Raw genomic sequence first — 26,187 nt, 5'->3', positions numbered from 1 at the left:
AAAGTCCAAGGTACGCCGGACGGGCGACCTCCGCCAGCAAGGAAGGCCTGGCTTACCACCCCTCTGACCTGCGAAGAAAGGCCAGCCTCAGCTGCGTACCGGGGTCATCCGACCGGCCCCTTTCTGCCGCTGCACGGCCTCCGGTCACGTTCCGCGTGGCAGATATGCGGATATGCGCAAGAGCCCGGAATCGGACTCGGACGCGCCGGACGAGCGGAGGGCGACGCCATGGACACGGCCGTCGGCAAGGAACGGGGCAGGGGTGCGCTGCTGGGGCTCGCGGTCGGGGACGCGCTCGGCGCGCCGGCGGAGAATCTGCGGCCCTCGGAGATCCGCCGCCGCTGGGGGCGGATCGAGGGGTTCGTGAGCGAGGACCCGGCGGGGACCGACGACACGGAGTACGCGATCTTCTCCGGGCTGCTGCTGGCCCGGCACGGCTCGGCGCTCGCCGTCTCCCATGTGGAGCGGGCCTGGCACCACTGGATCGCCGATCTGGACGAGGGCCCGTTCCGGGGCGCCGGGTTCAGCGAGCGCGGCACCCTGGAGAACCTGCGCCGGGGCCTCGCCGCGCCGATCTCGGCCCAGCACCGGCACGCCTGGAGCGACGGCCTCGCGATGCGGGCGGCCCCCTTCGGGGTGTTCGCCGCCGGTCACCCCGCCGAGGCGGCCCGGCTGGTGGCGGTGGACGGCCGGGTGAGCCACGAGGGCGAGGGGATCTACGGGGGCCAGGCGGTGGCGGCCGGGGTCGCGGCGGCGATGGTCGGCGCGGGCCTCGCCTCGGTGATCGCGGCCGCGCTGTCGGTGATCCCGATGGACTCCTGGACCGCCCGCTCACTGCGCCGTGCGGTGGCGGCGGCCCAGCGGCCCTACCCGGACCGGCTGACGATGGAGCGGGCGGTGCGGTCGGCCGTGGTGATCGGCGGCTACCCGTGGACGGACCTGGCGCCGGAGGCGGTGGGCCTGGCGTTCGGGGCGTTCACGGCGGCCCGGGGCGATTTTCGTACCGCCGTGCTGACCGCCGTGAACATGGGGCGCGACGCGGATACGACGGCGGCGGTGGCGGGGGCCCTGGCCGGGGCGCTGCACGGGGCGGGCGCGATCCCGCCGGAGTGGGCTGCGGCGATCGGGCCGGTGCGGGGCAGCTGCCTGCCCTCGATGCGGGGGTACCACGTGCTGGACATCGCGGACCTGCTGACGCCGGAGGGCGCGGACGCGGCGGAGAGCGCGGACGCGGCGGAAAGCGCGGAGGCGGCGGAAAGCCAGGGCCGGGGCGGTGGGCGTGAGCCGTCCGCCGTACGGGACATGGCGTCGGTGGCCGCGTCCTTCGAGCCCGTACGGGAGGAGCGGCGATGACGACACCCAGGCTGCCCGCGAGCGACGCCGCCCCCTCCCGGCGCGCCCGGATCGAGGGCCTGCTCCTCGGCCTCGCCTCCGGGGACGCCGCCGGATGGCCCGCCGCGCGGCACCGGGCGGCCCGGATGCCCGAGTGGACCCGGCGGCTCACCCGGGAGCTGGACACCTTCGCCGAGCAGAACGCCACCACCACGCTCCCCGTCCCCATCGCCCTCAACCAGCCGCCCGAGCCGCTGCGGCTCGGCCCGTCCGACGACGCCGAGTGGGCCGCGTTCGCCGGCCGTACGGTGCTGGCGGCGGCCGACGACGCGGACGGGCTCTCCCCGGGCCGCCGGATGCGGGACGCGGTGGACCGGGCCTGGAACGCGCTGGCCGCCACCGTCGCCGCCGCGAGCGCCCGGGCCCCCGAGGTGGAGGCGGCGGTGCTCCCGCTGCGCGCCCGGATCTCGGTGCGGGCCGGGCTCGGCAACCTGGCCGCCGGGCTGCGGCCGCCCGCCACCGGGCACGACAACCCGCACTACTTCGACGACGCCGCCTGCGTCCGGGCGGCCGTGCTCGCCGTCGTCCACCCGGGCGATCCGGAGAAGGCGGCGGCCCTCGCGGAGTTCGACGCCCGCTACACCCAGGACGGCGACGGGGTGCACGGCGCCCGCGCCATGGCCGCCGCGATCGCCGTGGCGCTGACCGGGGCGGACGTCGACGCGGTGGTGAACGCCGCCCTCGCCCAGCTCCCCGAGGGCACCGAGATCGCCCGCAACGCCGCGCACGCGGTCCGCCTCGCCCGGGAGTTCGCGGACGAGCCCGCCGGGGCGTTCGCCCTGGTCCCGGTCCTGGAGCACCAGATCGTGGACCACGTCTACAGCTACGGGATCGCGGCGGCGGAGACCGTACCGGTCGCGCTCGCCCTCACCACCGCGGCCCGGGGCGAGATCGCCCAGGCGCTCCCGGCCGCCGCCTGCCTCTCCCGGGTCGCGGACTCCGCGCCCGCCCTGGCCGGGGCGCTGACCGGGGCGATCGGCTCGGTCACCGCCGTACCGGCGGGCTGGCGCGAGGCGTGCCGGACGCTGGCGGGGTGTGCGCTGCCCCGGCTCGCGGGCACGGATCTGGTCGAACTCGCCGGGCTGCTGGCAGCCACGGAACCGGCCACCCCGGGTGGACAATTCCGGCATGACGCCCACAACGGCCACGGCAGCCGAGCCCGTCCCCGCCCCCTCGACACCCCCGTCCCCTCCCGGACTCGATGACCGCATCACCCGGGCCCTCGTCGGCGCCGCCGTCGGGGACGCCCTCGGCGGCCCGGTCGAGGGCTGGACCCCCGAGCAGATCGCCGAGCGCCACGGCGGCCGGGTGACCGGGATCGTCGGCCCCTGGCACGGCGAGAACTGGCGCACCGCCCGCCCCATCGCCCCGTACCACAAGGGCGACGGGCACGTCACCGACGACACCCTGATGACCCACGCGCTGATCCGGGTCTACGAGAAGGTCCGCGACCACCTGGACGCGTACGCCGTCGCGGACCACCTCGTCCCGGATCTGCTCTCACCCCGCTGGATCCCGGAGCTGGAGGCCGAGGCGCTGCCGCTCCAGCGGATCTTCCTGGCGGAGAAGTGGATCGTGGCCCGGCTGCACTACGGGCACGTCGACCCGCGCGAGGCCGGTGCGGGCAACATCGTCAACTGCGGGGCCGCGATGTACATGGCTCCGGTGGGCCTGGTCAACGCCGGGCACCCGGAGGCCGCGTACGCCGAGGCCCTGGAGGTCGCCGCGCCCCACCAGTCCTCCTACGGGCGGGAGGCCGCCGGGGTCTTCGCGGCCGCCGTCGCCGCCGCCTGCCGCCCGGGCGCCACACCCGCCTCGGTGGTCGACGCCGTACTCGCGCTGGCCAAGGACGGCACCCGGTCCGCGATCGAGGCGGTCTGCGACGTGGCCGCGCACCACGACGACTTCGAGGCGGCGATCGCCCCGCTGCGGGCGGCGGTGGAGCCGTTCGACACGGTCGGCCCCGACTACCGCTCCCCCGCGCTCGGCGCCCGCCGCCCCTCCCGGCTGCACGCCATCGAGGAGCTGCCCGTCGCGCTGGGCATGCTGCTGGTCGGGGGCGGTGACTACCGTCGTACGGTGCTCGGCTCGGTCAACTACGGGCGGGACTGCGACTCCATCGCCACGATGAGCGGCGCCATCGCGGGCGCGCTGGGCGGTGAGGTCCCGGCCGACTGGGCACAGACGGTGGCGCAGGCGAGCCGGCTGGACCTGGAGGCCCCGGCCCGGACCCTGGCGCAGGTGGCCCGGGAGGTCTTCGCCCGGGACGTGGAGCGCCGCCGGTCCCACGAGGAGGCGTTCACCGCGCTGGCGGGTACGCGGTGAACGTCCGGCTCACCTGGGTGCAGCCCGAGGATCTGGTCGGGCACGAGCTGCGGCAGGCCGCGCAGGACGGGCGGGACGCCCGGGAGATCGAGGAGCGGTGGTACGCGGCCGGGGGTTCACCCGCCCCGGAGTGCGCGGGCGCCTCCGAGCCGCCCGCGCCGCCGCGCCTGCGCGAGCTGGCCGGGCAGCTCCTCGACGAACTCGCCCTGCTGGAATCCCCGTTGGCCGCCGACGAGCCCACCGAGCTGGCGGACATCATGGCCGCCTGCCCGCAGTGGCCAGGACCGCCCGAGGCCGCAGCCACCGTCGGCCGGGACCGGCTGCACGCGGCCTGGCTCGGCCGGGCGGCGGGCTGCCTGCTCGGGAAGCCGGTGGAGAAGCTGCCGCTGTACGGGATCCGCGCCCTGGCCCGCGCCACCGGCAACTGGCCCCTGACCACCTGGTTCACCGCGCGCGGCGTGCCCGACGAGCTGCTGGCCGCCCACCCCTGGAACCGCCGCTCGGCCCCCACCTCGCTCGCCGAGAACATCGACGGCATGCCCGAGGACGATGACCTCAACTACCCCCTTCTCACGCTGCTGTTGCTCCAGCGGCACGGGCGCTCCTTCACCACCGCCGACCTGGCCCGCCTCTGGCTGGACGAGCTCCCGGCGGGCCGCACCTTCACCGCCGAGCGCATCGCGTACGGCAACCTCCTCGCGGGCGTCGAACCCCCGGAGACGGCCCGGCTCCGCAACCCGTTCCGCGAGTGGATCGGCGCCCAGATCCGGGCCGACGTGCACGGCTGGACCCACCCCGGCGACCCGGCCGGAGCCGCCGCCCAGGCCCACCGCGACGCGGTGCTGACCCACACCGCCAACGGGGTCTACGGCGCGATGTTCACAGCGGCGGCGCTCGCGGTGGCGGCGGGCGGGGAGAGCGATGTGCACGGCTGCCTGGCCGCCGGGCTGCGGGTGGTGCCGCCGCACTCGCGGTACGCCGTCGCGGTCCGGCTCGGGATCGAAACAGCGCGCGCGGAAGGGGAGTTCGACACGGTGGTGGACCGGCTGCACGCCGCGTATGCCGACACCCACCACTGGGTACACGTGCTGCCCAACGCGGCGCTGCTCGCCGCCGCCCTCACCCACGCCGACGGCGACTTCACCCGGTCGATCGGCTGCGCGGTCTCCGGCGGCTGGGACACCGACTCGACCGGGGCCACCGCGGGCTCCCTCGCCGGACTCCTGGCGGGCGCCCCGGCCGCTCTGCCCGACCACTGGACGGCCCCGCTGAAGAACCGCCTCGCCACCTCCGTACCCGGCTACGACCGCACCGGCTTCGACACCCTCGCCGCTCTGACCCACCAGGAGGCTCTGCGCCCATGACCCGTATCGCGGTGCTCGGCAGCACCAACATGGACCTCGTCGCCTACACCGCCCGCGCCCCGGAACGCGGCGAGACCGTCACCGGCCGGGAGTTCCGGACGATCCCCGGCGGCAAGGGCGCCAACCAGGCCGTCGCCGCCGCCCGCGCGGGCGGCGAGGTGACGATGATCGGCGCCGTCGGCGACGACGCGTACGGCGCACAACTCCGCGACGGCCTCGAACACGCCGGGGTCGACACGGACCTGCTCCACACCGCCGAGGGCCCGAGCGGCACCGCGCACATCGTGGTGGACGACTCCGGGTCCAACGCGATCGTGGTGATCCCCGGCGCCAACGGGGTCGTCACCGCGCTCGGCCCCGGCGAGATCGCGGCCGTCGCCGCCGCCGACCTGCTGCTGATGCAGCTCGAACTCCCGCTCTCCGCCGTCGTGGAGGGCGCCCGCGCCGCCAGGTCCCAGGGCGTACGGACCATCCTCACCCCCTCCCCCGTACAACCACTGCCCGGCGAACTCCTCGACCACATCGACCTGTTGGTACCCAACGAGCACGAGGCCGCCGAGCTCTCCGGGCAGACCGAGCCGCACGCGGCGGCGCAGATCCTGCTGCGGCAGGTGCCGGAGGTGATCATCACGCTCGGTGCGAAGGGGTCCCTGTACGCGGCCCGGGGCGGCGAGCCGGTGCTGTTCGCGGCGCCCGAGGTGAACACCGTCGACACGACCGGGGCCGGGGACACCTTCGTCGGCGCGCTGGCGGTGGCGCTCGGAGAGGGGCGGCCGGTGGCGAAGGCGCTGGCGTTCGCCTCCTCGGCCGCCGCGCTCTGCGTCCAGAAGCCGGGCGCGTCCACGTCCATGCCGTACCGGAGCGAGATCGAGGCGGATGCCGTATGAGTACGACAGCAGCAGGGCCCGGCACACAGGCCGGCCCCCTGACCGGGCTGAAGGTCATCGACCTCGCCACCCTCTTCGCCGGGCCGCTCGCCGCCACCATGCTCGGGGACTTCGGCGCCGATGTGATCAAGGTCGAGCACCCCCGTAAGCCGGACCCCTCGCGGGGGCACGGGCCCGCCAAGGACGGGGTCGGCCTGTGGTGGAAGCTGCTCGGCCGCAACAAGCGCACCCTGACGCTGGACCTGTCCGCCCCCGGTGGCCGGGACGTTCTCCTCCAACTGGCCGCCGAGACCGATGTGATCGTCGAGAACTTCCGGCCGGGGACGCTGGAGCGCTGGGGCCTGGGTCCCGAGGAGCTGCACGCCGTCAACCCGCGTCTGGTGCTGGCCCGGGTCACCGGGTTCGGGCAGTTCGGGCCGTACGCGCACCGGCCCGGGTTCGGCACGCTGGCCGAGGCCATGAGCGGGTTCGCGGCGATCACCGGGGAGCCGGACGGGCCCCCGACCCTGCCGCCGTTCGGTCTCGCGGACTCGATCGCGGCGCTGGCGGCGGCGTACGCGGTGATGGCCGCGCTCGCAGGGCGGGAGAAGACGGGCGAGGGGCAGGTGGTGGACCTGGCGATCATCGAGCCGATCCTGACCGTGCTGGGCCCGCAGCCCCTCTGGTATGACCAGCTCGGCTATGTCCAGCCGCGTACCGGCAACCGCTCCCGCAACAACGCCCCGCGCAACACCTACCGCACCGCCGACGGCCACTGGGTCGCGGTCTCCACCTCCGCGCAGTCCGTCGCGGAGCGGGTGATGCGGCTGGTGGGCCGCCCGGAGCTGATCGAGGAGCCCTGGTTCGGGTCGGGCACCACCCGGGCCGAGCACACCGAGGAGCTGGACGGGGCGGTCGGCCACTGGATCTCCCGCCACAGCCGCGAGGAGGTCCTCAACGGGTTCGAGAAGGCAGAGGCGGCCGTGGCGCCGATCCATGACGTACGGGAGGTGATGGAGGACCCGCAGTACCGGGCTCTGGGCACCATCGCCGAGGTCGACGACCCGGAGCTGGGGCCGCTGCGGATGCAGAACGTCCTCTTCCGGCTTTCGGAGACCCCGGGCGCCATCCGCTGGGCGGGCCGCCCGCACGGCGCGGACACCGAGGAGATCCTGGCCGGGCTCGGCCTCTCGGAGACCCGGATCGCGGCGCTGCGCGACCAGGGGGCGCTGTGACCGGCCGCCCGATCCCGGCCCCGCCGCTGCCGGAAGGCCCGCCGCCACCCCTCGGCCGGCCCCCGCTGACCTGGCTGTACGTCCCCGGGGACCGGCCGGAGGTGGTGGCCAAGGCGCTCGGCTGCGGGGCGGATGTGGTGATCGTCGACCTGGAGGACGCGGTCGCCCCCGACCGCAAGGAGTACGCGCGCGCCGCCACCGCCGAGCTCCTCGCCGATCCGCAGGCCGCCGCCCCCGACGCCGTACCCATCCATGTCCGGGTGCACGGCGAGGACGACATCCGGGCGCTGACGGGGCTGCCCGGGCTCTCCGGTTTCCGGCTGCCCAAGATCACGCACGCGGTCTCCGTGCACCATGTGGCGGCGGTGGCCCCCGGCGTACCGCTCTATCCGCTGCTGGAGTCGGCGCTCGGGGTCGAGCACGCGTACTCGATCGCCTCGGCCGACCCCGCCGTCCGGGGCATCGCGCTGGGCGAGGCGGACCTCCGCGCCGATCTCGGCGTACGGGAGGACAGCGGGCTGGACTGGTCGCGCAGCCGGCTCGTGGTGGCGGCCCGGGCGGCCGCACTGCCGCCGCCCGCGCAGTCGGTCTTCCCGGACGTCCGGGACCTGGACGGGCTGTGGACGTCCTGCGTACGGGGGCGGGGGCTCGGGCTGCTGGGGCGGGCGGCGATCCATCCGCGTCAGCTGGAGGTGATCGAGCGGGCGTTCCGGCCGACGGACCGGGAGATCGAGGCGGCGGAGGAGATCATCGCGGCGTCGGCGATGGAGGCAGGGGCGCTGGCGCTGCCGGACGGGCGGTTCGTGGACGCGGCGGTGGTGGCGTCGGCGCGCCGCACACTGGCGATCGCCGGGCGGACCTGAGGTTTTCCCAGGTCCGCCCGGCGATCGGGGGCAGTGCGCGCGGGGGGAGGTCAGCTCTTGTCGGCTGCCTCGGGGGCGGCGTCCTGCTTCTTCAGCGGGTCGCTGTCGTCCTTCTTCAGCGGGTCGCTGTCGTCCTTCTTCAGCGGGTCGCCGTCCGCGTCGGCGGCCTCCGCGTCGTCCTTCTTCTCGACGTCCTTCGCGGCCTCGGCGGCGTCCTTCTCCGGCTCCACGATCTCCTCACGGCCCGGGCGGAGCTTCGCGGAGATCACGATGTAGGCGACGGCGAGGACGAAGACGATGATCGCGGTCCACACGTTCAGGCGCAGGCCCAGGACGTGGTGGGCCTCGTCGACCCGCATGTACTCGATCCAGCCGCGTCCGGCGCAGTAGGCCGCGACGTACAGCGCGAACGCCCGTCCGTGGCCGAGCCTGAAGCGGCGGTCGGCCCAGATGACCAGCAGCGCGACGCCGATGCACCACAGCGACTCGTAGAGGAAGGTTGGGTGGTACGTCCCGGCGACCCGGTTCGGGCCCTCGCTGATCTCCAGCGCCCACGGGAGGTCGGTCGGCTTGCCGTACAGCTCCTGGTTGAACCAGTTGCCCCAGCGGCCGATGGCCTGGGCGACGGCGATACCGGGGGCCAGCGCGTCCGCCCAGGCGGGCAGCGGGATGCCCCGGCGGCGGCAGCCGATCCAGGCGCCGACGGCACCGAAGGCGATGGCGCCCCAGATACCGAGGCCACCCTCCCAGATCTTGAAGGCGTCGACCCAGTTCTGGCCGTCGCTGAAGTAGAGCTGGTAGTCGGTGATCACGTGGTAGAGCCGGCCGCCGACCAGGCCGAAGGGCACGGCCCAGACGGCGATGTCGGCCACGGTGCCCGCTTTGCCGCCACGGGCGACCCAGCGCTTGTTGCCGATCCAGACGGCGACGAAGACACCGATGATGATGCAGAACGCGTAGCCGCGGAGCGGGATCGGGCCGAGCTCGATCACGCCGGTCGACGGGCTGGGAATGGAGGCAAGGTTCATGACGGGGTCGACGCTACCTTGCCGGGCGGTGGGTACGGCAAGCCACCCGGCAACGTCTGGGTAACGAGGGCCCTGTCACGGCCCCGTACCGCCCACCCCTCAAGGGACTCCCCCGCGCCCCTCAGGAAGCGGGGGCGGACGGGGTGGCGGTGCCGGGCTTCTTGCCCTTGTTGGCCTCCAGGACCCACTTCTTCAGGTTCTCCACGGAGATCTGCTCGTCGCCCTTCTTCGGGAAGATCGACTCGCCGTTGAGGAGGGCGGTCGGGGTGCCCTGGAAGCCGCCCTCGCGGAACGCCGTGTCCGACTTCTGGACCCAGCTGTCGTGCTCGCCGCTCTCCACGCAGGTGCGGAAGGCGGGGGTGTCGAGCCCTTCGACCTCTCCGGCCAGCTCGATCAGCCGGCTGTTCTTGGCGAAGGCGTCGTCGGGCTCGGGGGGCTGGTTGCGGAAGAGCACGTCGTGGTACGGGGCGAACTTGCCGACGTCCTGGGCGCAGGCGGCGGCGTTGGCGGCGCGCAGCGAACCCTTGCCGCCGAGGTTGCCGTCGATGATCGTGGCCAGGTGGTAGTCCACCTTGAGCTGGCCCGCCTCGACCAGCTCCGTGATGGTGTCCCGGAAGGCGTTCTCGAACTGGGCGCAGACCGGGCAGCGGAAGTCCTCCCAGATCGTGAGCGTGGACGGGGCGTCGGAGGCGCCGACCGGGAGGGTCAGGGAGTCCTCGCCGGTCGCCCCCGACGGGGTGATGGCGGGGCCGGAGGCGCTGTCGCTGCCGCCGTCCTTGCCCACGTTGGCCGCGATCAGGCCGACGACGGCGGCCAGCGCCAGGACGCCGACCACGGCGGAGGAGACGATCAGCGTACGGCGGCGCTTGTCGCGGCCCTTTTCCCGCTCGCGCTGCTGGGCCAGGCGCTCACGCGCGCTTCGGTTTCCCTCAGGGTTCTTGTCGCTCACACCCGCAGCAACGAACCGGGGAGGCACGTACGCGCCTCCCCGGTCCATATTCCACCCATTCAGGTGACTTCGAGGGTCACCGCTTTCGAACGCCCTGGGCCAGCTCGCCCGCGAGCGAGCGGACGGCGTCGAGGCCGGCGGCCTCGTCGGGGGCGTCCAGCATGGCCTTGACGAAGGCAGAGCCTACGATGACGCCGTCGGCGAATCCGGCGACCTCGGCGGCCTGTTCGGCGTTGGAGACGCCGAGGCCGACGCAGACCGGCAGGTCGGTGGTGGCGCGGGTGCGGCCCACCAGCTCCTTGGCCTGGGCGCCGACGGAGGCGCGGGTGCCGGTGACGCCCATCAGGGACGCCGCGTAGACGAAGCCGCTGCCCGCCGCCGTGATGGTGGCGAGGCGGGCGTCCTGGCTGCTGGGGGCGACGACGAACACGGTGGCGAGGCCGTGCTTGTCGGCGTGCTCGCGCCACAGCGCGGACTCCTGGACCGGCAGGTCGGGCAGGATGCACCCGGCGCCGCCCGCCTCGGCCAGTTCGGCGGTGAAGCGCTCGACACCGTACCGGTCGATGGGGTTCCAGTACGTCATGACCAGGATCGGGACCCCGGTGGCCTCGTACGCCTCGCGGACCGTACGCATCACGTCGGCGATGCGGACGCCGCCGCGCAGGGCGATGTCGTCGGCGGTCTGGATGACCGGCCCGTCGAGGACCGGGTCGCTGTGCGGGAGCCCGATCTCCACGACGTCGGCGCCGCCCGCGATGACGGCCTTGACCGCCTCGATGCCGCCGTCGACGGTCGGGAAGCCGGCCGGGAGGTAGGCGATGAGCGCGGCCCGGTCCTCCGCCTTGGCGGCGGCGAGGGTGGTGCTCAACAGCTCGATGTTGCCGCTCACTTGGCGTCCCCCTCGATCTCGGCGCGGTCGCTGTCCGCGTCCGCCTCGACGGCGGCGTCGGTGTCGTACAGCCCGAAGTAGCGGGCGGCGGTGTCCATGTCCTTGTCGCCGCGGCCGGACAGGTTGATGAGGATCAGCCCGTCCTTGCCGAGCTCCTTGCCGAGGTCCAGCGCACCGGCGAGCGCGTGGGCGCTCTCGATGGCCGGGATGATCCCCTCGGTGCGGGAGAGGAGGCGCAGGGCCTGCATGGCGGCGTCGTCGGTGACCGCGCGGTACTCGCCGCGTCCGATGTCCTTGAGGTAGGAGTGCTCCGGGCCGATGCCCGGGTAGTCCAGACCGGCCGAGATGGAGTACGGCTCGGTGATCTGGCCCTCGTCGTCCTGGAGGACGTAGGAGCGCGAACCGTGCAGGATGCCCGGCTCACCGGCGGTCAGGGTGGCCGCGTGCTCGCCGGTCTCCACGCCGTGCCCTGCGGGCTCGCAGCCCACCAGGCGGACATCCGCGTCCGGGATGAAGGCGTGGAAGAGGCCGATGGCGTTGGAGCCGCCGCCGACACAGGCGACCGCCGCGTCCGGGAGGCGGCCGGTGCGCTCCAGGAGTTGGCGGCGGGCCTCGACGCCGATGACGCGGTGGAAGTCGCGGACCATCGCGGGGAAGGGGTGCGGACCCGCGACCGTACCGAAGAGGTAGTGCGTGCGGTCCACGTTGGCGACCCAGTCGCGGAACGCCTCGTTGATGGCGTCCTTCAGGGTGCGGCTGCCGGACTTCACGGCGACGACCTCGGCGCCGAGCATCCGCATCCGGGCCACGTTGAGGGCCTGGCGCTCGGTGTCGATCTCGCCCATGTAGATGGTGCAGTCGAGGCCGAAGAGGGCGCAGGCGGTGGCGGTGGCGACGCCGTGCTGGCCGGCTCCGGTCTCGGCGATGACCCGGGTCTTGCCCATGCGCTTGGTGAGCAGCGCCTGGCCGAGCACGTTGTTGATCTTGTGCGAGCCGGTGTGGTTCAGGTCCTCGCGCTTGAGGAAGACCCGGGCGCCGCCCGCGTGTTCGGCGAAGCGCGGAACCTCGGTCAGCGCGCTGGGGCGGCCGGTGTAGTTGACCATGAGCTCGTTGAGCTCGGCGGCGAAGGCCGGGTCGGACTTGGCCTTGTCGTACTCGACGGCGACCTCGTCCACGGCGGCGACGAGCGCCTCCGGGATGAACTTGCCGCCGTAGGCACCGAAGTAGCCCTCGGCGCTGGGGGTCAGACCCTCGGGGTCCGGAATGAAGAATTCGGACGTCATGCGACGTGCTCCTTGGCATGGCAACGGGTGGGTTCACCGTATGCGCGGAGGAGCGAGCGCCACCGGGACCGGCGTGCGGTCGGGGTGGTGCGGTCGTACGTACGGGTGGAGATGTGGGGTGCTGCGGTACGTCGGCCGGGGCTCGCTACAGCGCGGACCCCGGGCGCCATCGCATCCCGTTCACCTGGCCGGGCTCGTCCCCGATCACGTACCGCACGCGCCGTCCGTGCACACGCCGGGCGGGGGCACGGCAGCCGCGCGGGCGGCAGCCGCGCGCCAGCGGGGCGTGCGGGTCCCGGGCCGGGGCCCCGGCGGGGCGCAGGCCCGGCCGGGTGCGGGGCGCGGGACGTCCGGTCATGGTCGCTGTCGTCCGTCCCCGGTCAGCCGCGGCCGTGGCGGAGCGCCGGGTGGGCGCCCGCGGCGACGAGGTCGGCGACGGCGGCGCGCGGGTCGCGGCCGGTGACCAGGGACTCGCCGACCAGAACGGCGTCGGCGCCGGCGTTGGCGTACGCGATCAGGTCGTGCGGGCCCCGGACGCCGGACTCGGCGACCTTGACGATGTGGTCGGGGATCTCGGGGGCGACGCGCTCGAAGGTGGAGCGGTCGACCTTGAGGTCCTTCAGGTTGCGCGCGTTCACACCGATGATCTTCGCTCCGGCGTCCACGGCGCGCTCCGCCTCCTCCTCGTCGTGCGCCTCGACGAGCGGGGTGAGCCCGATCGACTCGGCGCGCTCGATCAGGGAGACCAGGGCCTCCTGGTCGAGGGCGGCGACGATCAGCAGCGCGAGGTCGGCGCCGTACGCGCGGGCCTCCCACAGCTGGTACGAGGTGACGATGAAGTCCTTGCGCAGGATCGGGGTGTCGACCTTGGCGCGGACGGCCTCCAGGTCGGCGAGCGAGCCGCCGAAGCGGCGCTCCTCGGTGAGGACCGAGATGACGGACGCGCCACCGGCCTCGTAGTCCGCGGCGAGGGCGGCGGGGTCCGCGATGGCGGCAAGGGCACCCTTGGACGGGGACGAGCGCTTGACCTCGCAGATGACGGTGACGCCCTCGCCGCGCAGGGCGGCGACTCCGTCCTTGGCCTGGGGAGCGCGGGCGGCGCGCTCCTTCAGCTCGTCGAGGCTGACGCGCGCCTGCCGCTCCGCGAGGTCGGCGCGAACGCCGTCGATGATCTCGTCGAGCACACTCACGCGAGCGGCCCCCTTCCGGAACGGTTGACGGTGAACAGGATCAGCCATACCGATGGTATCCGTAGGAGGCCTCCGGGCCCGCATCAGGCCACGCCGCGTCCCACTACCTGGGCATTCAGGGCGCCAACGCCGAGCCGAACGGCAGATTCCGGACGACGGTGAAGATCAGGAGCAGTGCCCCGATGCTCCACCACCAGGCGGGGGCGAGGACGATCCGGAGCGGCTGTCCGCGCCAGGCCCGGACGAGCCAGATGACCCAGACGGCGGCGAAGAGGAAGTAGCCGGTGGTGGCGACGGCGTTGGCGGAGAAGGCGGCGCCGAGGTCGCCGTGGATGAAAGCGTGGGCACTGCGGAGTCCGCCGCAGCCGGGGCAGAACGCGCCGGTGATCTTGAGCAGCGGGCAGACGGGGTAGTGACCGGGCTCGTTGGGGTCGACGGTGCCGACGTAGGCGAAGGCGGCTGAGACGGTGGCGAGGATGCCGAGGGGGGTGGCGAGCCGCCGAAGCCGGCCGACCGGGGGGCCTGCCTGGCCGGACCGGGGCCCCATCCAGCCCGTCCGGCGTTTGAGGACGGAACCGTGGCCTTGGGGGCCGGGCACCTGCGAGGGTTCCTCGCCCGAGGGGCCTGTGCGCTCCGGGCCCACCCCCGCGAGGGTTCCGTCCTCAAACGCCGGACGGGCTGGGGTGGCGAGGGCTTCGGCCCCGGACGCCGGGCGGACCTGGTGGTCACCGGTTCCGTCCTCCAGCGCCGGACGGGCTGAAAGGGCGCGGGCTCCGTCCCCGGAAGCCGGAGGGGCTGGGTGGGCCCCGGTTCCGTCCTCAAGCGCCGGACCGGCTGAAGTGGTGGGGCGGGCCATGTCCGGGGTCGGGCAGACCGTCAGCGGCATGTTCCAGGGGCCGACGCCCTGGGGGTCGGGTTCGGGGTTCGGGTTCGGGGTGGCGTCCACCCGGTGATTGTCCCCGGTCATACGGAAAGGCGCAGCCCACCCGGGGCTGCGCCTTGCTGCGTGTCGGACGCGCGGGTCAGTGCGAGACCTGGGCCTCACCGGCGCGCGCCCGGGCCTCCACCAGCTCGGCGGACTCCTTCGGCATGCCGAAGCCCGCGAGCTTCATGGCGTAACCGACGATGCCACCGGCGAAGATGACGGCAATACCGGCCCAGAAGCCGAGCGGGTTGGCCGCGACCATGAAGACGCCTGCGACGCAGAAGCCGATGAAGGCGATGATGACACCGGTCCAGGCGGCCGGGGTGTGTCCGTGGCTCGTGCCCGCCATGAGTTGCTCCTTGTTGGTGTTGCGCGGTGGGTATCGCGTGGGTGTCGCTGCAGCTGTCGCTCGGGGGACGGCTCGCCTCCATTGTCCCGTACGGGGCCACCGGGGGTGAGCCGGGGGTCCGGCCCCGGCCGTGGCTAGCCCGTCGGGTCCTCGCCCCGGTCCAGTGCCTTCCACAGCTCCTCGGGCCGGTCCGGGTCCGGGGCGGTGCGGGGCGCCTTGCGGGGGCGCGGGGTGCCGTCGCGTTCGTAGCGGCCCGACATCGTGGGCCAGCGGCTGCCGAAGCGCAGGGCGAGCAGCCCGGCGACCAGGATCAGCAGGCCCCCGGCGGCGGTGACGTACGGCCAGGCGGTGTGGGTGAGGGCGTCGATGGTGGCCGCCGCGTCACCGGTGGTGCGGGCGGCCTCCTCGTCGAGGGCCGTGCTGTCGGTCGCGCCCGCCCACGCGCTGAGCGCGGCCCCGAGGCCGCTGAGGGCGAGCAGGACGGCGACGAGGCGGCGGCCCGCGCCGCGGACGGCGAAGACGGCGACGAGGGCGGCCAGGCCGACGATCGCCAGGGCGGCCGGGGCACCGGTGACGTCCCGGCCGTCGGCGGTCAGCGGCAGGGCGCCGCCGCCGGTCGCCGCCCGGCCCTCGGCCCAGACCTGGCCGGAGGCCAGCAGGACGACGGTCGCACCGGCCGCGCCCAGGAGCAGCGCGGCCGCGAGGGACCGGCGGCTGCCTCGGCCGTCCGATGAGTCGGGCGCGGGGTCGGCGGTGACGGTACGGGGCTGGGGTACGGGAACAGCACTCACGCGTTCCACTATCCCCTACCGCCTCAGCGGTCGTGGAGCCGGTTGGCCGTATGGACGGCGCGCAGGACGGCGGCCGCCTTGTTGCGGCACTCGGTGTCCTCCGCGACCGGGTCCGAGTCCGCGACGACACCGGCGCCCGCCTGCACGTACGCCGTGCCGTCCCGCAGCAGCGCGGTGCGGATGGCGATCGCGGTGTCGGAGTCCCCGGCGAAGTCGAGGTAGCCGACGCAGCCCCCGTACAGTCCGCGACGGCTGGGCTCCAGCTCCTCGATGATCTGCATGGCGCGCGGCTTGGGGGCGCCGGAGAGGGTGCCGGCGGGGAAGCAGGCGGTGAGGACGTCGAAGGCGGTGCGGTCCTCGGTGACGCGGCCGGTGACGGTGGAGACGATGTGCATCACGTGGGAGTACCGCTCGATCGACATGAAGTCGACGACCTCCACGCTGCCCGGTTCGCAGACCCGGCCCAGGTCGTTGCGGCCGAGGTCGACGAGCATCAGGTGCTCGGCGCGCTCCTTGGGGTCGGCGAGCAGCTCCTCGGCGAGCGCCTGGTCCTCCTGCGGGGTGGCGCCGCGGTGCCGGGTCCCGGCGATCGGGTGGACCATGGCCCGGCCGTCCTCGACCTTGACGAGGGCCTCGGGGCTGGAGCCGACGACGTCGAACCCGTCGAAGCGGAAGAGATACATGTACGGGGACGGGTTGGTGGCCCGCAGCACCCGGTAGACGTCCAGGGCGCTCGCCGTGCACGGGGTCTCGAAGCGCTGGGAGGGGACGACCTGGAAGGCCTCCCCTGCCCGGATGCGCTCCTTGATGTCCTCGACGGCCTCCTGGTAGGCCTCGCCGCCCCAGAGCGCGGTGTACGGCGGCAGCTCGGACGGGGGCAGGACGGCCGGGGCGTTCTCGACCGGACGGCGCAGGTCCTGCTCCATGGCGTCGAGGCGGGCGACGGCGTCCGCGTACGCCTCGTCGACGCCGGTGGAGAGGTCGTTGTGGTTGATCGCGTTGGCGATCAGCAGGACGGTGCCGTTCTGGTGGTCGAGGACGGCGAGGTCCGAGGTGAGCAGCATGGTCAGCTCGGGCAGCTTCAGGTCGTCGCCGCCGTGCTCGCCGATCTTCTCCAGGCGGCGGACGACGTCGTAGCCGAGGTAGCCGACCATGCCGCCGGTGAAGGGCGGCAGGCCCTCGTCGCTCACCAGGTCGCGCGGGGTGTGGAGGGTCTCGACGGTGGCGCGGAGGGCCTCCAGCGGGTCGCCGTCGACCGGGACGCCGACGGGCGGGGTGCCGAGCCAGTGGGCCGCGCCGTCGCGGGCGGTGAGGGTGGCGTCGCTGCGTACGCCGATGAAGGAGTAGCGCGACCAGGTCCGGCCGTTCTCCGCGGACTCCAGCAGGAAGGTGCCGGGTCGCTCGGCGGCGAGCTTGCGGTAGAGGCCGACCGGGGTGTCGCCGTCCGCGAGGAGGCGGCGGCTGACGGGGACGACGCGCCGGTCGACGGCCAGCTTGCGGAAGGTGTCGAGATCCATGGCCGGACCTTAGCTGTCGAGGAGGGTGAGGACGTCGGCGTCGAAGCAGGTGCGGTCGCCCGTGTGGCAGGCGGCGCCCGTCTGGTCGACCTTGACCAGCACGGTGTCGGCGTCGCAGTCCAGGGCGACGGCCTTCACCCGCTGGATGTGGCCGGAGGTGTCGCCCTTGACCCAGTACTCCTGGCGGCTGCGCGACCAGTAGGTGGCCCGGCCCGTGGTGAGGGTACGGTGCAGCGCCTCGTCGTCCATCCAGCCGAGCATCAGCACCTCGCCGGTGTCGTACTGCTGGGCGATGGCCGGGACCAGGCCGTCGGCGCCGCGCTTGAGGCGGGCGGCGATGGCGGGGTCGAGGCTGCTGGCGGGCGGCGTGGGGCCGGGCGTGCTGCTGGTCATGGCCCCATTGTGCCGTGGTGGCGGCGGCCTTCCGGGCGGACGTCCACTGGGCGGACCCCGGGTGACGGTCGTACGCTGGCGGGCATGTCGACCCATGCGAAGCGTGAACGTCTTCTGCTCGCCGATCTGTTGGAAGCGGCCGGTCCCGAGGCCCTGACCCTGTGCGAGGGGTGGAAGACCCGTGATCTGGCCGCCCATGTGGTGGTCCGTGAGCGCCGCGCCGACGCGGCGGGCGGGCTGGTGATCTCCGCCCTGAAGAGCCGTCTGGAGCGGGTGCAGGCCGAGTTCGCGGCGAAGCCGTACGAGGAGCTGATCCAGCTGATCCGTACGGGCCCGCCCCGGTTCTCCCCGATGTCCCTCAAGCAGATCGACGAGGCGGCGAACACGGTGGAGTTCTTCGTCCACGCGGAGGACGTACGCCGGGCCCAGCCGGACTGGTCGCGGCGCGAGCTGGACCCGGTCTTCGCCGACGCGCTCTGGTCCAACGTCGAGAAGACCGCCCGGGTGCTGGGGCGCAAGTCCCCGGTCGGTCTTGTGCTGCGCCGTCCGGACGGCCGGACGGCGGTGGCCCACAAGGGCGCCCCGGTGGTGACGGTGACCGGGGAGCCCTCGGAGCTGCTGCTGTTCGCGTCCGGCCGGCAGGACGCGGCGGACGTGCAGGTGGAGGGCGAGAAGGAGGCGGTGGACCGGCTGCACCGGGCGGCGCTGGGGATGTAGCCCCTTTACGCTCCCAGCAGCCGCCGGGCCGCCAGGGCGAGGGAGACCTCGACGGCGTCCCGGGGGCGGGTGAGGCAGCGGCCCGTGAGCTGTTCGAAGCGGCGGAGCCGGTTGAGGACGGTGTTGCGGTGGCAGTAGAGCCGCGCGCCCGCCCGCTGCGCCGAGCCGTCCGCGTCCAGCCAGGCCGTCAGCGTCTCCAGGATGACGTCCCGGTCCGAGGGGTCCAGCCGGTCCAGCGGGCCGAGCACCCGGTCGGCGAGGGCGGAGCCGAGGGCCGGGGACGAGACGACGAGGGCGTCCGGGAGGTGCTCGTCGAGTACGACCGTGCCCCCGGAGGCCGGGCAGGCCCGCAGCGCGGTCTCCGCCAGCCGCCGGGCGTCCCCGAGCGCGGCCAGGCCGTCGACGGCGGAGCCGATGCCCGCCCGGGTTCCGGCGGGGGCGTCCAGGGCGTCGGCGATGGCGTGCAGCTCGCCGGGGTCACCGGGATCGCCGGGGCCGCCGGTGAGCCGGAGGATGGCGAACTCGGCGTCGGGTCCGGTGTGCCAGAGGGGGGTGGCGGGGGCCGCGTACGGGGGCCCGTCCGGTCCCGCGGCCGGGGCCGCGTGCGGGGCTGCGTCCGGTGGCGGTGCGGTCGGCAGGGTCACCCGTGGCCGGGCAGGGGCCGGCTGCTGCGGTCCGCCGGACCGTACGGAGGCCACCGCGAGTACGGCGTACCGCCCCTGTTCCGGCAGCCCCAGCATCGCCGCCGCCTCGCCGACGTCCGCGATCCGGGCGGTCCCGTCGAGCAGCGCCGCCACCATCAGCCGCTGCTGGTTCTCGCGCCGCCAGGAGAGCCGCCGCTCGGCCTGCCGGTAGGCGTCCGCGACAATGCCGCAGTGCTCGTCGACGAAGTTCCACACATCGGCGGCGACATGGACGAGCAGCCGTACGTCGTCGGGGTCGCGGCGGGCCGTCTCGTCCACCAGGTCCTGCCAGACCATCGCGCCGCCCATCCGGAAGGCGTGCAGGACGGCGTCCAGCGGTACGCCCTGTTCGGCGCGGATCTCGCCGATCCAGCGGGAGGTGCGGTGGGCGGCGTCGCGGAACTCCCGGGGCTGGATCAGCGAGCCGACGTTGTGGCGCAGTGAGTGGTGGACCTCCTGCCAGACCTCGGCCCGGTCCGAGTCGATCGCCGCCCGGTAGCCGGGCTCCTGTTCGTACAGGGCCTCCACGAGCCGGTCGGTGAGGACCGGGAGCGAGGCGACGAGGACCCGGGCGGCCCGGTGCAGCACCTCGACGGCTGCGCGGTCGGCCAGGGAACGGAAGCGCTGGGGCAACGGCGCGGCGGGGTGGGTGCCGTGCAGCACCGCGAACCGAGGACGTACGACCTGTGGCATGGCGGCCTCCACCGGAGATCGACCGGGCGATCCTGACGCCCGCAGAATGACATACCGCCCGGTCGGTACCTAGGGGTCTGCGCGGAACTTGTCATCACGGTCTCGCAACCTCCGGCCATGACGGGCCCTCGGGGCCCAGGAGCCGGGCCAGCTCGGTGCGGGAGCGGATGCCGAGGGCGGCGAAGACGTTGCGGAGGTGGTGGTCGACCGTGCGCGGGCTGAGCGAGAGCCGGAGCGCGACCTCGCGGTTGGTGGCCCCCTCGGCGACACAGCGGGCGATGCGCTGCTGCTGCGGGGTGAGCGCGGAGAGCGCCCCGTCCGTCGCGGGCCGCACCGAGGGGCCCTGCTCCCCCGCCGCCCGTAACTCGCCGGCCGCGCGTTCCGCCCACGCGCGGGCCGAGCAGCGCTGGAAGGCGACGAGGGCGTCGCGCAGCGGGGTGCGGGCCTCGCGGGTACGCCGGCGGCGGCGGAGCCACTGCCCGTACAGGAGCTGGGTGCGGGCCCGTTCGAAGTCCCCGCCCGCCCTGGCGTGGTGGGCCAGGGCCTCCGCGTACCGGGCGTCGGCCTCCTCGGCCGGTGCCAGCAGGGCTTGGCAGCGGGCCAGTTGGGCGGGGGCCTGCGGGTCGGCGGTCCGGGCGGTCCACCCGGCGAACTCGGCCACGGCGGCGTGGAGTTCACCGGCCTCCTCGGCTCCCCGGCCCGCGAGGACGGCGGCCTCGACATAGCAGGGCACGGCGAGCATCCGGGCGGCGAAGTGGCCCTGCCGGGGCCCGGGGCGCACCAGGGGGCCGAGCCGGGCGGCCGCCTCATCCGAGCGCCCGGCGGCGAGGTCGGCCCGGGCCCGGGCCCAGGTGGCGAGGGTCGCGGGCTGGGCGAGTCCGTGCGGTCCCGCCCCGGCGAGCGCGGCGTCGCAGTGGGCGGCGCAGGCTTCGGCGGGCCCCTCCACGGAGGCGGCGAGGGCGAGGACGGCGTGGAGGTGGACGGAGCTGTCGGGCTGCCCGGTACGGCGTGCGGCGTGCAGCCCCTCCAGCGCGTGGGCGCGGGCCCCGGCGTGCAGTCCGGCCCGCAGCTCGGCGTAGGCCAGGTGCTCCAGGGCCTGCGGCAGCAGGGCGTCGGGCCCTGCGGTCCGTACGGCGGCGAGCGCCCGGGCCCCGGTCCGGCAGGCGGCGGCGACCTCCCCGAGGACGAGGGCGGCGACCCCGGCGCGGAGGAGGGCGGCGGGGGCGGGGTCCACCGGGTCGAGGCACTGGCGGAGCAGCGCGTGCCCCGCCTCCGTGCGCCCGGCGAGCACCGCGCACATCCCGGCCCGGTAGGAGGCGAACGCACGGTCGTACGGGGCGGGGTCGATGCGGCCCATGGCCTCCAGGTAGCCGGGCGCGTCCCCCGCCACCCAGGCCGCCTCGGCCGCGCCGAGGAGGGCGTCGAGGGCCCGCCGGGGGTCGTACGGGCCGAGCAGGGCGGCCGCGGCGATGAGGGCTGCGTGGGCGTCGGCGACGGGGCCGGTGCGCAGGGCGAGCAGGCCGTGGACGTACGGGGCCAGACCGGGCGAGGCGCTCTGCTCCCCCGCCGCTCCGGTACGGGCCAGCAGGGCGCGGGCCCGGTCCGGGTCACCCGCGAGGGCCGCCTGTTCGGCCGCCGCCGCGAACCGGGCCGAGCGCAGGGGCGGGCCGGTGGTGAGCGCGGCGGCGCGGCAGAGGGCGGAGGAGCGTTCGCCGTGCGGGTACGGGGCGGTCGCGGCCGCCTCCAGCCGGGCGGCGAGCACGGTGTCCGGGCCGGGGGCGGCGCAGGAGAGCTGGACGAGGGCGGCGAGCGGAAGGACGTCGCGGTCACCGGAGGGCGCGGCGGGAGTGCCCGGCAGGGCGGGGCGGTCGCCGGTCTCCGCCAGCAGGGCGGCCAGCAGCTCATGGGTGGCGCGGCGGCGGGCGGGCGGGGCGTGGTGCAGGACCGCTCGGGCGAAGAGCGGGTGGCTGAAGTGGACCCGGCTGCCCGCCCGTTGGAGGAAGCCTTCGGGGGCGGCCGAGCCGAACAGGACGCCGTCCAGGAAGTCCCGGGGCAGCCCGGTCCGGGTGCCGGCGCGCAGCAGGAGCAGGGCATCGGCCCCGGCGCCGGCGGGCTCGTGCTCCTGGGCGGCGGCCGCGAGCAGGAGCAGCGCCCGGGTGTGCGCCGGGAGCCCGTCGAGGCGGTCCGCGTGCGCGGCCAGCACCCCCTCGGCGCCGGGCAGCGGACAGGGCAGCGGGGTGCGCCCGGCGAGCTGGTCCGGGGTGAGGCGGCGGATGAGCCCGGTGAGGAGGCGCGGGTTCCCGGCCGCCTCCCGGAGCAGCTCGGCACGCACGACCGGGTCGAGTCCCCCCGTAACGCCGGGAAGCCTTGGCGGGCGACGGCCGGGGCCATCCGCCCCGCCGGACACCCCCTCCCCGCCCCCCGCAAGCCGGTCCAGCAGCGCGGCGGCCGCGTCCTCGTCCAGCGGGCCGAGCCGCAGTGCGGGCAGGCCCGCGAAGGCGGGCCCGCCGTCGGCCGCGATCAGGAGGGCGACCCGGCTGCCCGGGCCCAGACTGCGGGCCGCGAGGGCGAGGGCGGTGCGGGAGGCCGGGTCCCAGGCGTGGGCGTCGTCGGCGCAGACCAGCAGCGGGCGGGCGGCGCCCCGTTCCCGTAGCCGGGCGAGCAGCGCATCGGCGGTGCGGGGCAGGGAGTGCGGGCCGCGTTCGTCGGGGGAGGCGGTGGCATGCAGCACCGGGCCCCGGGCCCGGTGGGCGGCGGCCGCCTCGCGGAGAAGCGCGCTGCGGCCCAGGCCGGGCGGTGCCGTCAGGACGAGGGCGCCGCCGTCGCCCTGCCAGAGCCGGGCCAGCAGGCCTTCCAGGATGGCGAGTTCACCGCTGCGGCCGTACAGCCGGAGCGGACTGTGCACGGTCGTCGATGAGGTCACATCGGCACGTTAGGACCGTGCGAGCGGGGGCGGAAGGTGCGCGTCCGGCGGCCCGGCCGGGCGGTGCGGGCTCCCAGCCGGACGGCTCCGGCACTGTGCGCGGGCACAGGGCCGGAGCCGCCGGAAGGAGCCGTTCCAGGACGTGTGCGGGTCTACGACGTGTGCGGGCAGGTGCCCCGGTACTCCGCGATGGTGAGGCTCGGTCGCGGGATCGGGCAGAGGAACTGCTCGTAGCGGGTGTCGTTGTCGATGAATCGCTTCAGCCACGAAAGGCTGTACTTGGCGATCGTGGTGTCGGACGAGTTGGGCGTGAAGTGCGAGGCGCCCCGCAGCTCCAGGTAGGCCTTGTCCAGCGAGCCGGGCAGCGACTCGTAGAACGGCTTGGAGTGCGTGCCGACCGGTGCGACCGTGTCGCCGTCCGCTCCCACCACCAGGGTGGGCGTGCGCAGTTCGGGCCAGGTCTTGTCGGTGTTCCAGCCGGTCAGCGGGATCGCCGCCTTCAACGACGTACGGCTCTTGGCCGCTTCGAGCGAGCCTCCGCCGCCCATCGAGTGGCCCATCACGCCGAGCCGGGAGGCGTCGACCCGGGTCCGTACCGAGCTGCGCTGGGTCAGGTAGTCCAGCGCGGACAGGAGCTGGCGGCCCCGGCTGTCGGGCTGGTCGAGGGTGGTGTTGGTGTCGATGGTGAAGACCACGAAGCCCTGCGAGGCCAGGCGCGGGCCGAGCCAGGCGATGGAGGACTGGTAGGCCGTGAAGCCGGGCGAGATGACGACCGCGCCGAACGTGCCGTCGGCGGTGGAGGTCGGGTAGTAGATCGTGCCGCCGCCGAACCCGCTCACGGCGAGCGAGGAGACGGACGTCTGGGAGGTGGCGTACGAGCCGCGGCTCGCCTCGATGGAGGCGTTGGTGGGGGCCGGGCCGCGCTCGTAGGGGTTGGCGGCGACGGCCTGGGCGCCGGGTGCCAGGCCGGTCAGCAGGAGACCGGCGGTGGCCGCGGCGGAGGCCAGCAGGCCGGTGAGCGTACGGGAGCGGCTCGGGCGTGGGGCCTGTCGGCGTGCGAGGAGGTGCTGCTGCACGGGGGATCCTCTCGGTGGTGGCGGGGGGAACCACACCACGCGGAGGCCCATGAGCCCGTCGTCCGGGGGCTGTCGGGGTGCGCCGCGTGGCTGCCGTCGTCGTTCGTCGGCGGTCGCCACTCTCACGGTGCGTCCCGTGCACACGCATCGGCGGTATCACCGGTCTTCGCGGACCGGTGATACCGCCAAAAGGGATCGAAGGCGTCAGCGGACCGGCTGTCCCGCTTCCCGCAGCGCGTCCTTCACCTGGGAGATCCGCAGGTCGCCGAAGTGGAACACCGACGCGGCGAGCACCGCGTCCGCGCCCGCCTCGATGGCCGGGGCGAAGTCCGCGAGGCGGCCCGCGCCGCCGGAGGCGATGACGGGGACGGTGACGTGCTTGCGTACCGCCTCGATCATCTCGGTGTCGTAGCCGTCCTTCGTGCCGTCCGCGTCCATCGAGTTGAGCAGGATCTCGCCCGCGCCCAGCTCGGCGGCGCGGTGCGCCCACTCGACGGCGTCGATGCCGGTGCCCTTGCGGCCGCCGTGGGTGGTGACCTCGAAGGTCCCGGACGGGGTGCGGCGGGCGTCCACCGACAGGACCAGGACCTGGCGGCCGAAGCGTTCGGCGATCTCGCGGATGAGGTCGGGGCGGGTGATGGCGGCGGTGTTGACGCCGACCTTGTCCGCCCCGGCGCGCAGCAGCTTGTCCACGTCGTCGGGGGTGCGGACGCCGCCGCCGACGGTGAGCGGGATGAAGACCTGCTCGGCGGTGCGGCGGACCACGTCGTACGTGGTCTCGCGGTCGCCGCTGGAGGCGGTGATGTCGAGGAAGGTCAGCTCGTCGGCGCCCTCGGCGTCGTACAGCTTGGCCATCTCGACGGGGTCACCGGCATCCCGCAGGTTCTGGAAGTTGACACCCTTGACGACGCGGCCGTTGTCGACGTCGAGGCAGGGGATGACCCGTACGGCGAGCGTCACTTGGCGCCTCCTCGGTAGGCCTCGATCTCGACCTCGACGACCAGGCTCGGGTCGACGAACCCGGACACGATGATCATGGAGGCGGCGGGGCGTACGGCGTCGAACAGTTCTTTGTGGGCGCGGCCGATGTCGTCCACGTCCCGGGCGTGCGTGATGTACATCCGGGTGCGGACGACGTCCTCGCGGGTGAGGCCGACCTGCTCCAGCGCCGCGAAGGCGACGTCGAAGGCGGTGATCGTCTGCTCGTACGGGGAGCCGGCGGCGATCTGGCCGTTGACGACCGAAGTGCAGCCGGCCACCAGGACGAGGCCGTTGGGGAGTTCGACCGCGCGGGAGTAGCCGAACTTCTCCTCCCAGGGGGCGCCGGTGGAGATCCGGCGGACGGAGGCCGAAGCGGTGGGCTCCGTCATGCGGCGACCGCCTTGAGCGCCTCTTCGAGCGTGAACTCCTTCGCGTACAGCGCCTTGCCGACGATCGCGCCCTCGACACCTTCGGGGACGAGGAGGGAGATCGCGCGGAGGTCGGCGAGGGAGGAGACACCGCCGGACGCGACGACCGGGCGGTCGGTGACAGCGCAGACATCCCGCAGGAGGCCGAGGTTGGGGCCCTGGAGGGTGCCGTCCTTGGCGATGTCGGTGACGACGTAGCGGGCGCAGCCCTCGGCGTCGAGGCGGGCGAGGGTCTCGTAGAGGTCGCCGCCGTCGCGGGTCCAGCCGCGGCCGCGCAGGGTGGTGCCCCGGACGTCGAGGCCGACGGCGATCTTGTCGCCGTGCTCGGCGATGACCTTGGCGACCCACTCCGGGGTCTCCAGGGCGGCCGTGCCGAGGTTGACGCGACGGCAGCCGGTGGCGAGGGCGGCGGCGAGCGAGGCGTCGTCGCGGATGCCGCCGGAGAGCTCGACCTTGATGTCCATGGCCCCGGCGACCTCGGCGATCAGGTCCCGGTTGTCACCGGTCCCGAAGGCGGCGTCCAGGTCGACGAGGTGCAGCCACTCGGCGCCGGCGCTCTGCCAGGCGAGGGCGGCCTCCAGCGGGGAGCCGTAGGAGGTCTCGGAGCCGGACTCGCCGTGGACGAGGCGGACGGCCTGGCCGTCGCGGACGTCGACGGCGGGGAGCAGTTCAAGCTTCGGCATTACAGCGTCTCGATCCAGTTGGTCAGCAGCTGGGCGCCGGCATCGCCGGACTTCTCGGGGTGGAACTGGGTGGCCCACAGCGCGCCGTTCTCGACGGCGGCCACGAACCGTTCGCCGTGCGTGGCCCAGGTGACCTTGGGCGCACGGATCTTGGCGTTGGTGACTTCGAGGGACCAGTCGTGCGCCGCGTAGGAGTGCACGAAGTAGTAGCGGGCCTCGGGGTCCAGGCCGGCGAAGAGCCGGGAGTCCTCGGGGGCGTCGACGGTGTTCCAGCCCATGTGCGGGACGATGTCGGCCTTCAGGGGCCCGACCGTACCGGGCCATTCGTCCAGGCCCTCGGTCTCCACGCCGTGCTCGATGCCCCGCTCGAAGAGGATCTGCATTCCGACGCAGATGCCCATCACGGGGCGGCCGCCGGAGAGCCTGCGGCCCACGATCCAGTCGCCGCGGGCCCGCTTCAGCCCGTCCATGCAGGCGGAGAACGCGCCGACGCCGGGGACGAGGAGCCCGTCGGCGTTCATCGCGCGGTCGTAGTCGCGGGTGATCTCGACGTCCGCGCCGACGCGGGCGAGGGCCCGCTCGGCGGAACGGACGTTGCCGAAGCCGTAGTCGAAGACGACGACCTTTTTCGTGTCAGTCACAGC

Annotated in this window: 26 protein-coding genes; 8 read left to right on the top strand and 18 right to left on the bottom strand. The window is 74.4% G+C overall.

Annotation, left to right across the window (positions count from 1 at the left end):
* Nucleotides 1-228: 228 nt before the first annotated feature.
* Genes R2B67_RS28405 through R2B67_RS28375 form a run of 7 tightly spaced genes read left to right on the top strand, consistent with a single transcriptional unit; the run spans nt 229 to nt 8,045 of the window.
* Entirely contained in the window at nt 229-1,353 is a 1,125-nt protein-coding gene (locus R2B67_RS28405; protein ID WP_317822024.1) for an ADP-ribosylglycohydrolase family protein, read from the top strand.
* The gene (locus R2B67_RS28400; RefSeq protein WP_317822023.1) at nt 1,350-2,597 is read left to right on the top strand and encodes an ADP-ribosylglycohydrolase family protein; all 1,248 of its coding nucleotides are present in this window, start codon (nt 1,350-1,352) and stop codon (nt 2,595-2,597) included. Before R2B67_RS28405 ends, R2B67_RS28400 begins: the two co-directional genes overlap by 4 nt.
* On the top strand, nt 2,521-3,717 hold the full coding sequence (locus tag R2B67_RS28395) for an ADP-ribosylglycohydrolase family protein (RefSeq protein ID WP_317822022.1): 1,197 nt from the start codon (nt 2,521-2,523) through the stop codon (nt 3,715-3,717). The genes R2B67_RS28400 and R2B67_RS28395 overlap by 77 nt, the downstream gene beginning before the upstream one ends.
* Complete coding sequence (locus R2B67_RS28390; protein ID WP_317822020.1) at nt 3,714-5,081, top strand: ADP-ribosylglycohydrolase family protein; 1,368 nt, start codon at nt 3,714-3,716, stop codon at nt 5,079-5,081. The genes R2B67_RS28395 and R2B67_RS28390 overlap by 4 nt, the downstream gene beginning before the upstream one ends.
* Nucleotides 5,078-5,968: a ribokinase gene (gene rbsK, locus R2B67_RS28385; protein WP_317822019.1), complete on the top strand. Its 891-nt coding sequence runs from the start codon at nt 5,078-5,080 to the stop codon at nt 5,966-5,968. The genes R2B67_RS28390 and rbsK overlap by 4 nt, the downstream gene beginning before the upstream one ends.
* Nucleotides 5,965-7,182, top strand: coding sequence for a CaiB/BaiF CoA transferase family protein (locus R2B67_RS28380; protein ID WP_317822018.1), 1,218 nt, complete (start codon nt 5,965-5,967; stop codon nt 7,180-7,182). Before rbsK ends, R2B67_RS28380 begins: the two co-directional genes overlap by 4 nt.
* Nucleotides 7,179-8,045 (top strand): HpcH/HpaI aldolase/citrate lyase family protein, encoded by an 867-nt coding sequence (locus R2B67_RS28375; RefSeq protein WP_317822016.1) that lies wholly within the window; start codon nt 7,179-7,181, stop codon nt 8,043-8,045. Before R2B67_RS28380 ends, R2B67_RS28375 begins: the two co-directional genes overlap by 4 nt.
* Before the next feature lie 50 nt (nt 8,046-8,095).
* Here the strand turns inward: R2B67_RS28375 and lgt are convergent, their stop codons facing one another.
* The 11 genes from lgt to hisI all read right to left on the bottom strand — a co-directional run bounded on the left by lgt (nt 8,096) and on the right by hisI (nt 17,359).
* Complete coding sequence (lgt, locus tag R2B67_RS28370; protein WP_317822014.1) at nt 8,096-9,073, bottom strand: prolipoprotein diacylglyceryl transferase; 978 nt, start codon at nt 9,071-9,073, stop codon at nt 8,096-8,098.
* Nucleotides 9,074-9,194: 121 nt separating this feature from the next.
* Complete coding sequence (locus tag R2B67_RS28365; protein ID WP_018512048.1) at nt 9,195-10,022, bottom strand: thioredoxin domain-containing protein; 828 nt, start codon at nt 10,020-10,022, stop codon at nt 9,195-9,197.
* 76 nt (nt 10,023-10,098) lie between these two features.
* Nucleotides 10,099-10,911 carry a tryptophan synthase subunit alpha gene (gene trpA / locus R2B67_RS28360; RefSeq protein ID WP_317822012.1) on the bottom strand — a complete coding sequence of 271 codons (813 nt, stop codon included), beginning with the start codon at nt 10,909-10,911 and terminating at the stop codon, nt 10,099-10,101.
* A complete protein-coding gene (gene trpB, locus R2B67_RS28355) occupies nt 10,908-12,194 on the bottom strand; it encodes a tryptophan synthase subunit beta (protein ID WP_317822010.1) in 1,287 nt (428 codons plus the stop codon). Before trpB ends, trpA begins: the two co-directional genes overlap by 4 nt.
* 145 nt (nt 12,195-12,339) lie before the next feature.
* Nucleotides 12,340-12,552 (bottom strand): tryptophan biosynthesis modulator TrpM, encoded by a 213-nt coding sequence (trpM, locus tag R2B67_RS28350; protein WP_317822008.1) that lies wholly within the window; start codon nt 12,550-12,552, stop codon nt 12,340-12,342.
* 22 nt (nt 12,553-12,574) lie between these two features.
* The gene (trpC, locus tag R2B67_RS28345) at nt 12,575-13,384 is read right to left on the bottom strand and encodes an indole-3-glycerol phosphate synthase TrpC (RefSeq protein WP_010064524.1); all 810 of its coding nucleotides are present in this window, start codon (nt 13,382-13,384) and stop codon (nt 12,575-12,577) included.
* A gap of 115 nt (nt 13,385-13,499) precedes the next feature.
* Entirely contained in the window at nt 13,500-13,931 is a 432-nt protein-coding gene (locus R2B67_RS28340; RefSeq protein WP_317824971.1) for a DUF2752 domain-containing protein, read from the bottom strand.
* Nucleotides 13,932-14,406: 475 nt separating this feature from the next.
* Nucleotides 14,407-14,658: an HGxxPAAW family protein gene (locus tag R2B67_RS28335; RefSeq protein WP_030564058.1), complete on the bottom strand. Its 252-nt coding sequence runs from the start codon at nt 14,656-14,658 to the stop codon at nt 14,407-14,409.
* Nucleotides 14,659-14,792: 134 nt separating this feature from the next.
* A complete protein-coding gene (locus R2B67_RS28330) occupies nt 14,793-15,458 on the bottom strand; it encodes a TIGR02234 family membrane protein (protein ID WP_317822006.1) in 666 nt (221 codons plus the stop codon).
* 14 nt (nt 15,459-15,472) lie between these two features.
* Nucleotides 15,473-16,966: an anthranilate synthase component I gene (locus R2B67_RS28325; protein ID WP_317822004.1), complete on the bottom strand. Its 1,494-nt coding sequence runs from the start codon at nt 16,964-16,966 to the stop codon at nt 15,473-15,475.
* Nucleotides 16,967-16,975: 9 nt separating this feature from the next.
* A complete protein-coding gene (gene hisI, locus R2B67_RS28320) occupies nt 16,976-17,359 on the bottom strand; it encodes a phosphoribosyl-AMP cyclohydrolase (RefSeq protein ID WP_317822002.1) in 384 nt (127 codons plus the stop codon).
* An 84-nt stretch (nt 17,360-17,443) separates the two neighbouring features.
* Here hisI and R2B67_RS28315 point away from each other — a divergent pair, with 84 nt between their 5' ends.
* Entirely contained in the window at nt 17,444-18,076 is a 633-nt protein-coding gene (locus tag R2B67_RS28315; RefSeq protein WP_018512039.1) for a TIGR03085 family metal-binding protein, read from the top strand.
* A 5-nt stretch (nt 18,077-18,081) separates the two neighbouring features.
* On the opposite strand, the gene R2B67_RS28310 is transcribed toward R2B67_RS28315, so the two are convergent.
* The 7 genes from R2B67_RS28310 to hisH form a co-directional block, all read right to left on the bottom strand.
* On the bottom strand, nt 18,082-19,452 hold the full coding sequence (locus tag R2B67_RS28310; RefSeq protein WP_317822000.1) for a PucR family transcriptional regulator: 1,371 nt from the start codon (nt 19,450-19,452) through the stop codon (nt 18,082-18,084).
* A gap of 94 nt (nt 19,453-19,546) precedes the next feature.
* Nucleotides 19,547-22,375, bottom strand: coding sequence for a LuxR C-terminal-related transcriptional regulator (locus R2B67_RS28305; protein ID WP_317821998.1), 2,829 nt, complete (start codon nt 22,373-22,375; stop codon nt 19,547-19,549).
* A 152-nt stretch (nt 22,376-22,527) separates the two neighbouring features.
* Nucleotides 22,528-23,451, bottom strand: a complete 924-nt coding sequence (gene bdeA / locus R2B67_RS28300; RefSeq protein ID WP_018512036.1) for a bis(hydroxyethyl) terephthalate hydrolase — start codon at nt 23,449-23,451, stop codon at nt 22,528-22,530.
* Nucleotides 23,452-23,655: 204 nt separating this feature from the next.
* On the bottom strand, nt 23,656-24,411 hold the full coding sequence (gene hisF, locus R2B67_RS28295) for an imidazole glycerol phosphate synthase subunit HisF (protein ID WP_317821996.1): 756 nt from the start codon (nt 24,409-24,411) through the stop codon (nt 23,656-23,658).
* Nucleotides 24,408-24,821 carry a RidA family protein gene (locus R2B67_RS28290; protein WP_018512034.1) on the bottom strand — a complete coding sequence of 138 codons (414 nt, stop codon included), beginning with the start codon at nt 24,819-24,821 and terminating at the stop codon, nt 24,408-24,410. Before R2B67_RS28290 ends, hisF begins: the two co-directional genes overlap by 4 nt.
* Nucleotides 24,818-25,543, bottom strand: a complete 726-nt coding sequence (gene priA / locus R2B67_RS28285) for a bifunctional 1-(5-phosphoribosyl)-5-((5-phosphoribosylamino)methylideneamino)imidazole-4-carboxamide isomerase/phosphoribosylanthranilate isomerase PriA (protein WP_018512033.1) — start codon at nt 25,541-25,543, stop codon at nt 24,818-24,820. The genes R2B67_RS28290 and priA overlap by 4 nt, the downstream gene beginning before the upstream one ends.
* Nucleotides 25,543-26,184 carry an imidazole glycerol phosphate synthase subunit HisH gene (gene hisH, locus R2B67_RS28280; RefSeq protein WP_026241486.1) on the bottom strand — a complete coding sequence of 214 codons (642 nt, stop codon included), beginning with the start codon at nt 26,182-26,184 and terminating at the stop codon, nt 25,543-25,545. The genes priA and hisH overlap by 1 nt, the downstream gene beginning before the upstream one ends.
* Nucleotides 26,185-26,187 lie beyond the last annotated feature (3 nt).

The sequence above is a fragment of the Streptomyces cyaneofuscatus genome, from assembly GCF_033109485.1.
Taxonomy (GTDB): domain Bacteria; phylum Actinomycetota; class Actinomycetes; order Streptomycetales; family Streptomycetaceae; genus Streptomyces; species Streptomyces cyaneofuscatus.
The sequence above is the reverse complement of the archived record's forward strand: the minus strand, read 5'-3'. Positions and strand labels throughout refer to the sequence as shown.

Coding starts and splice junctions, on each gene's coding strand:
- R2B67_RS28405 (WP_317822024.1), top strand. CDS start 229: ATGGACACGGCCGTCGGCAAGGAACGGGGCAGGGGTGCGCTGCTGGGG.
- R2B67_RS28400 (WP_317822023.1), top strand. CDS start 1,350: ATGACGACACCCAGGCTGCCCGCGAGCGACGCCGCCCCCTCCCGGCGC.
- R2B67_RS28395 (WP_317822022.1), top strand. CDS start 2,521: ATGACGCCCACAACGGCCACGGCAGCCGAGCCCGTCCCCGCCCCCTCG.
- rbsK (WP_317822019.1), top strand. CDS start 5,078: ATGACCCGTATCGCGGTGCTCGGCAGCACCAACATGGACCTCGTCGCC.
- R2B67_RS28380 (WP_317822018.1), top strand. CDS start 5,965: ATGAGTACGACAGCAGCAGGGCCCGGCACACAGGCCGGCCCCCTGACC.
- lgt (WP_317822014.1), bottom strand. CDS start 9,073: ATGAACCTTGCCTCCATTCCCAGCCCGTCGACCGGCGTGATCGAGCTC.
- trpB (WP_317822010.1), bottom strand. CDS start 12,194: ATGACGTCCGAATTCTTCATTCCGGACCCCGAGGGTCTGACCCCCAGC.
- trpM (WP_317822008.1), bottom strand. CDS start 12,552: ATGACCGGACGTCCCGCGCCCCGCACCCGGCCGGGCCTGCGCCCCGCC.
- R2B67_RS28340 (WP_317824971.1), bottom strand. CDS start 13,931: ATGGGGCCCCGGTCCGGCCAGGCAGGCCCCCCGGTCGGCCGGCTTCGG.
- R2B67_RS28335 (WP_030564058.1), bottom strand. CDS start 14,658: ATGGCGGGCACGAGCCACGGACACACCCCGGCCGCCTGGACCGGTGTC.
- R2B67_RS28325 (WP_317822004.1), bottom strand. CDS start 16,966: ATGGATCTCGACACCTTCCGCAAGCTGGCCGTCGACCGGCGCGTCGTC.
- hisI (WP_317822002.1), bottom strand. CDS start 17,359: ATGACCAGCAGCACGCCCGGCCCCACGCCGCCCGCCAGCAGCCTCGAC.
- R2B67_RS28315 (WP_018512039.1), top strand. CDS start 17,444: ATGTCGACCCATGCGAAGCGTGAACGTCTTCTGCTCGCCGATCTGTTG.
- R2B67_RS28310 (WP_317822000.1), bottom strand. CDS start 19,452: ATGCCACAGGTCGTACGTCCTCGGTTCGCGGTGCTGCACGGCACCCAC.
- R2B67_RS28290 (WP_018512034.1), bottom strand. CDS start 24,821: ATGACGGAGCCCACCGCTTCGGCCTCCGTCCGCCGGATCTCCACCGGC.
- priA (WP_018512033.1), bottom strand. CDS start 25,543: ATGCCGAAGCTTGAACTGCTCCCCGCCGTCGACGTCCGCGACGGCCAG.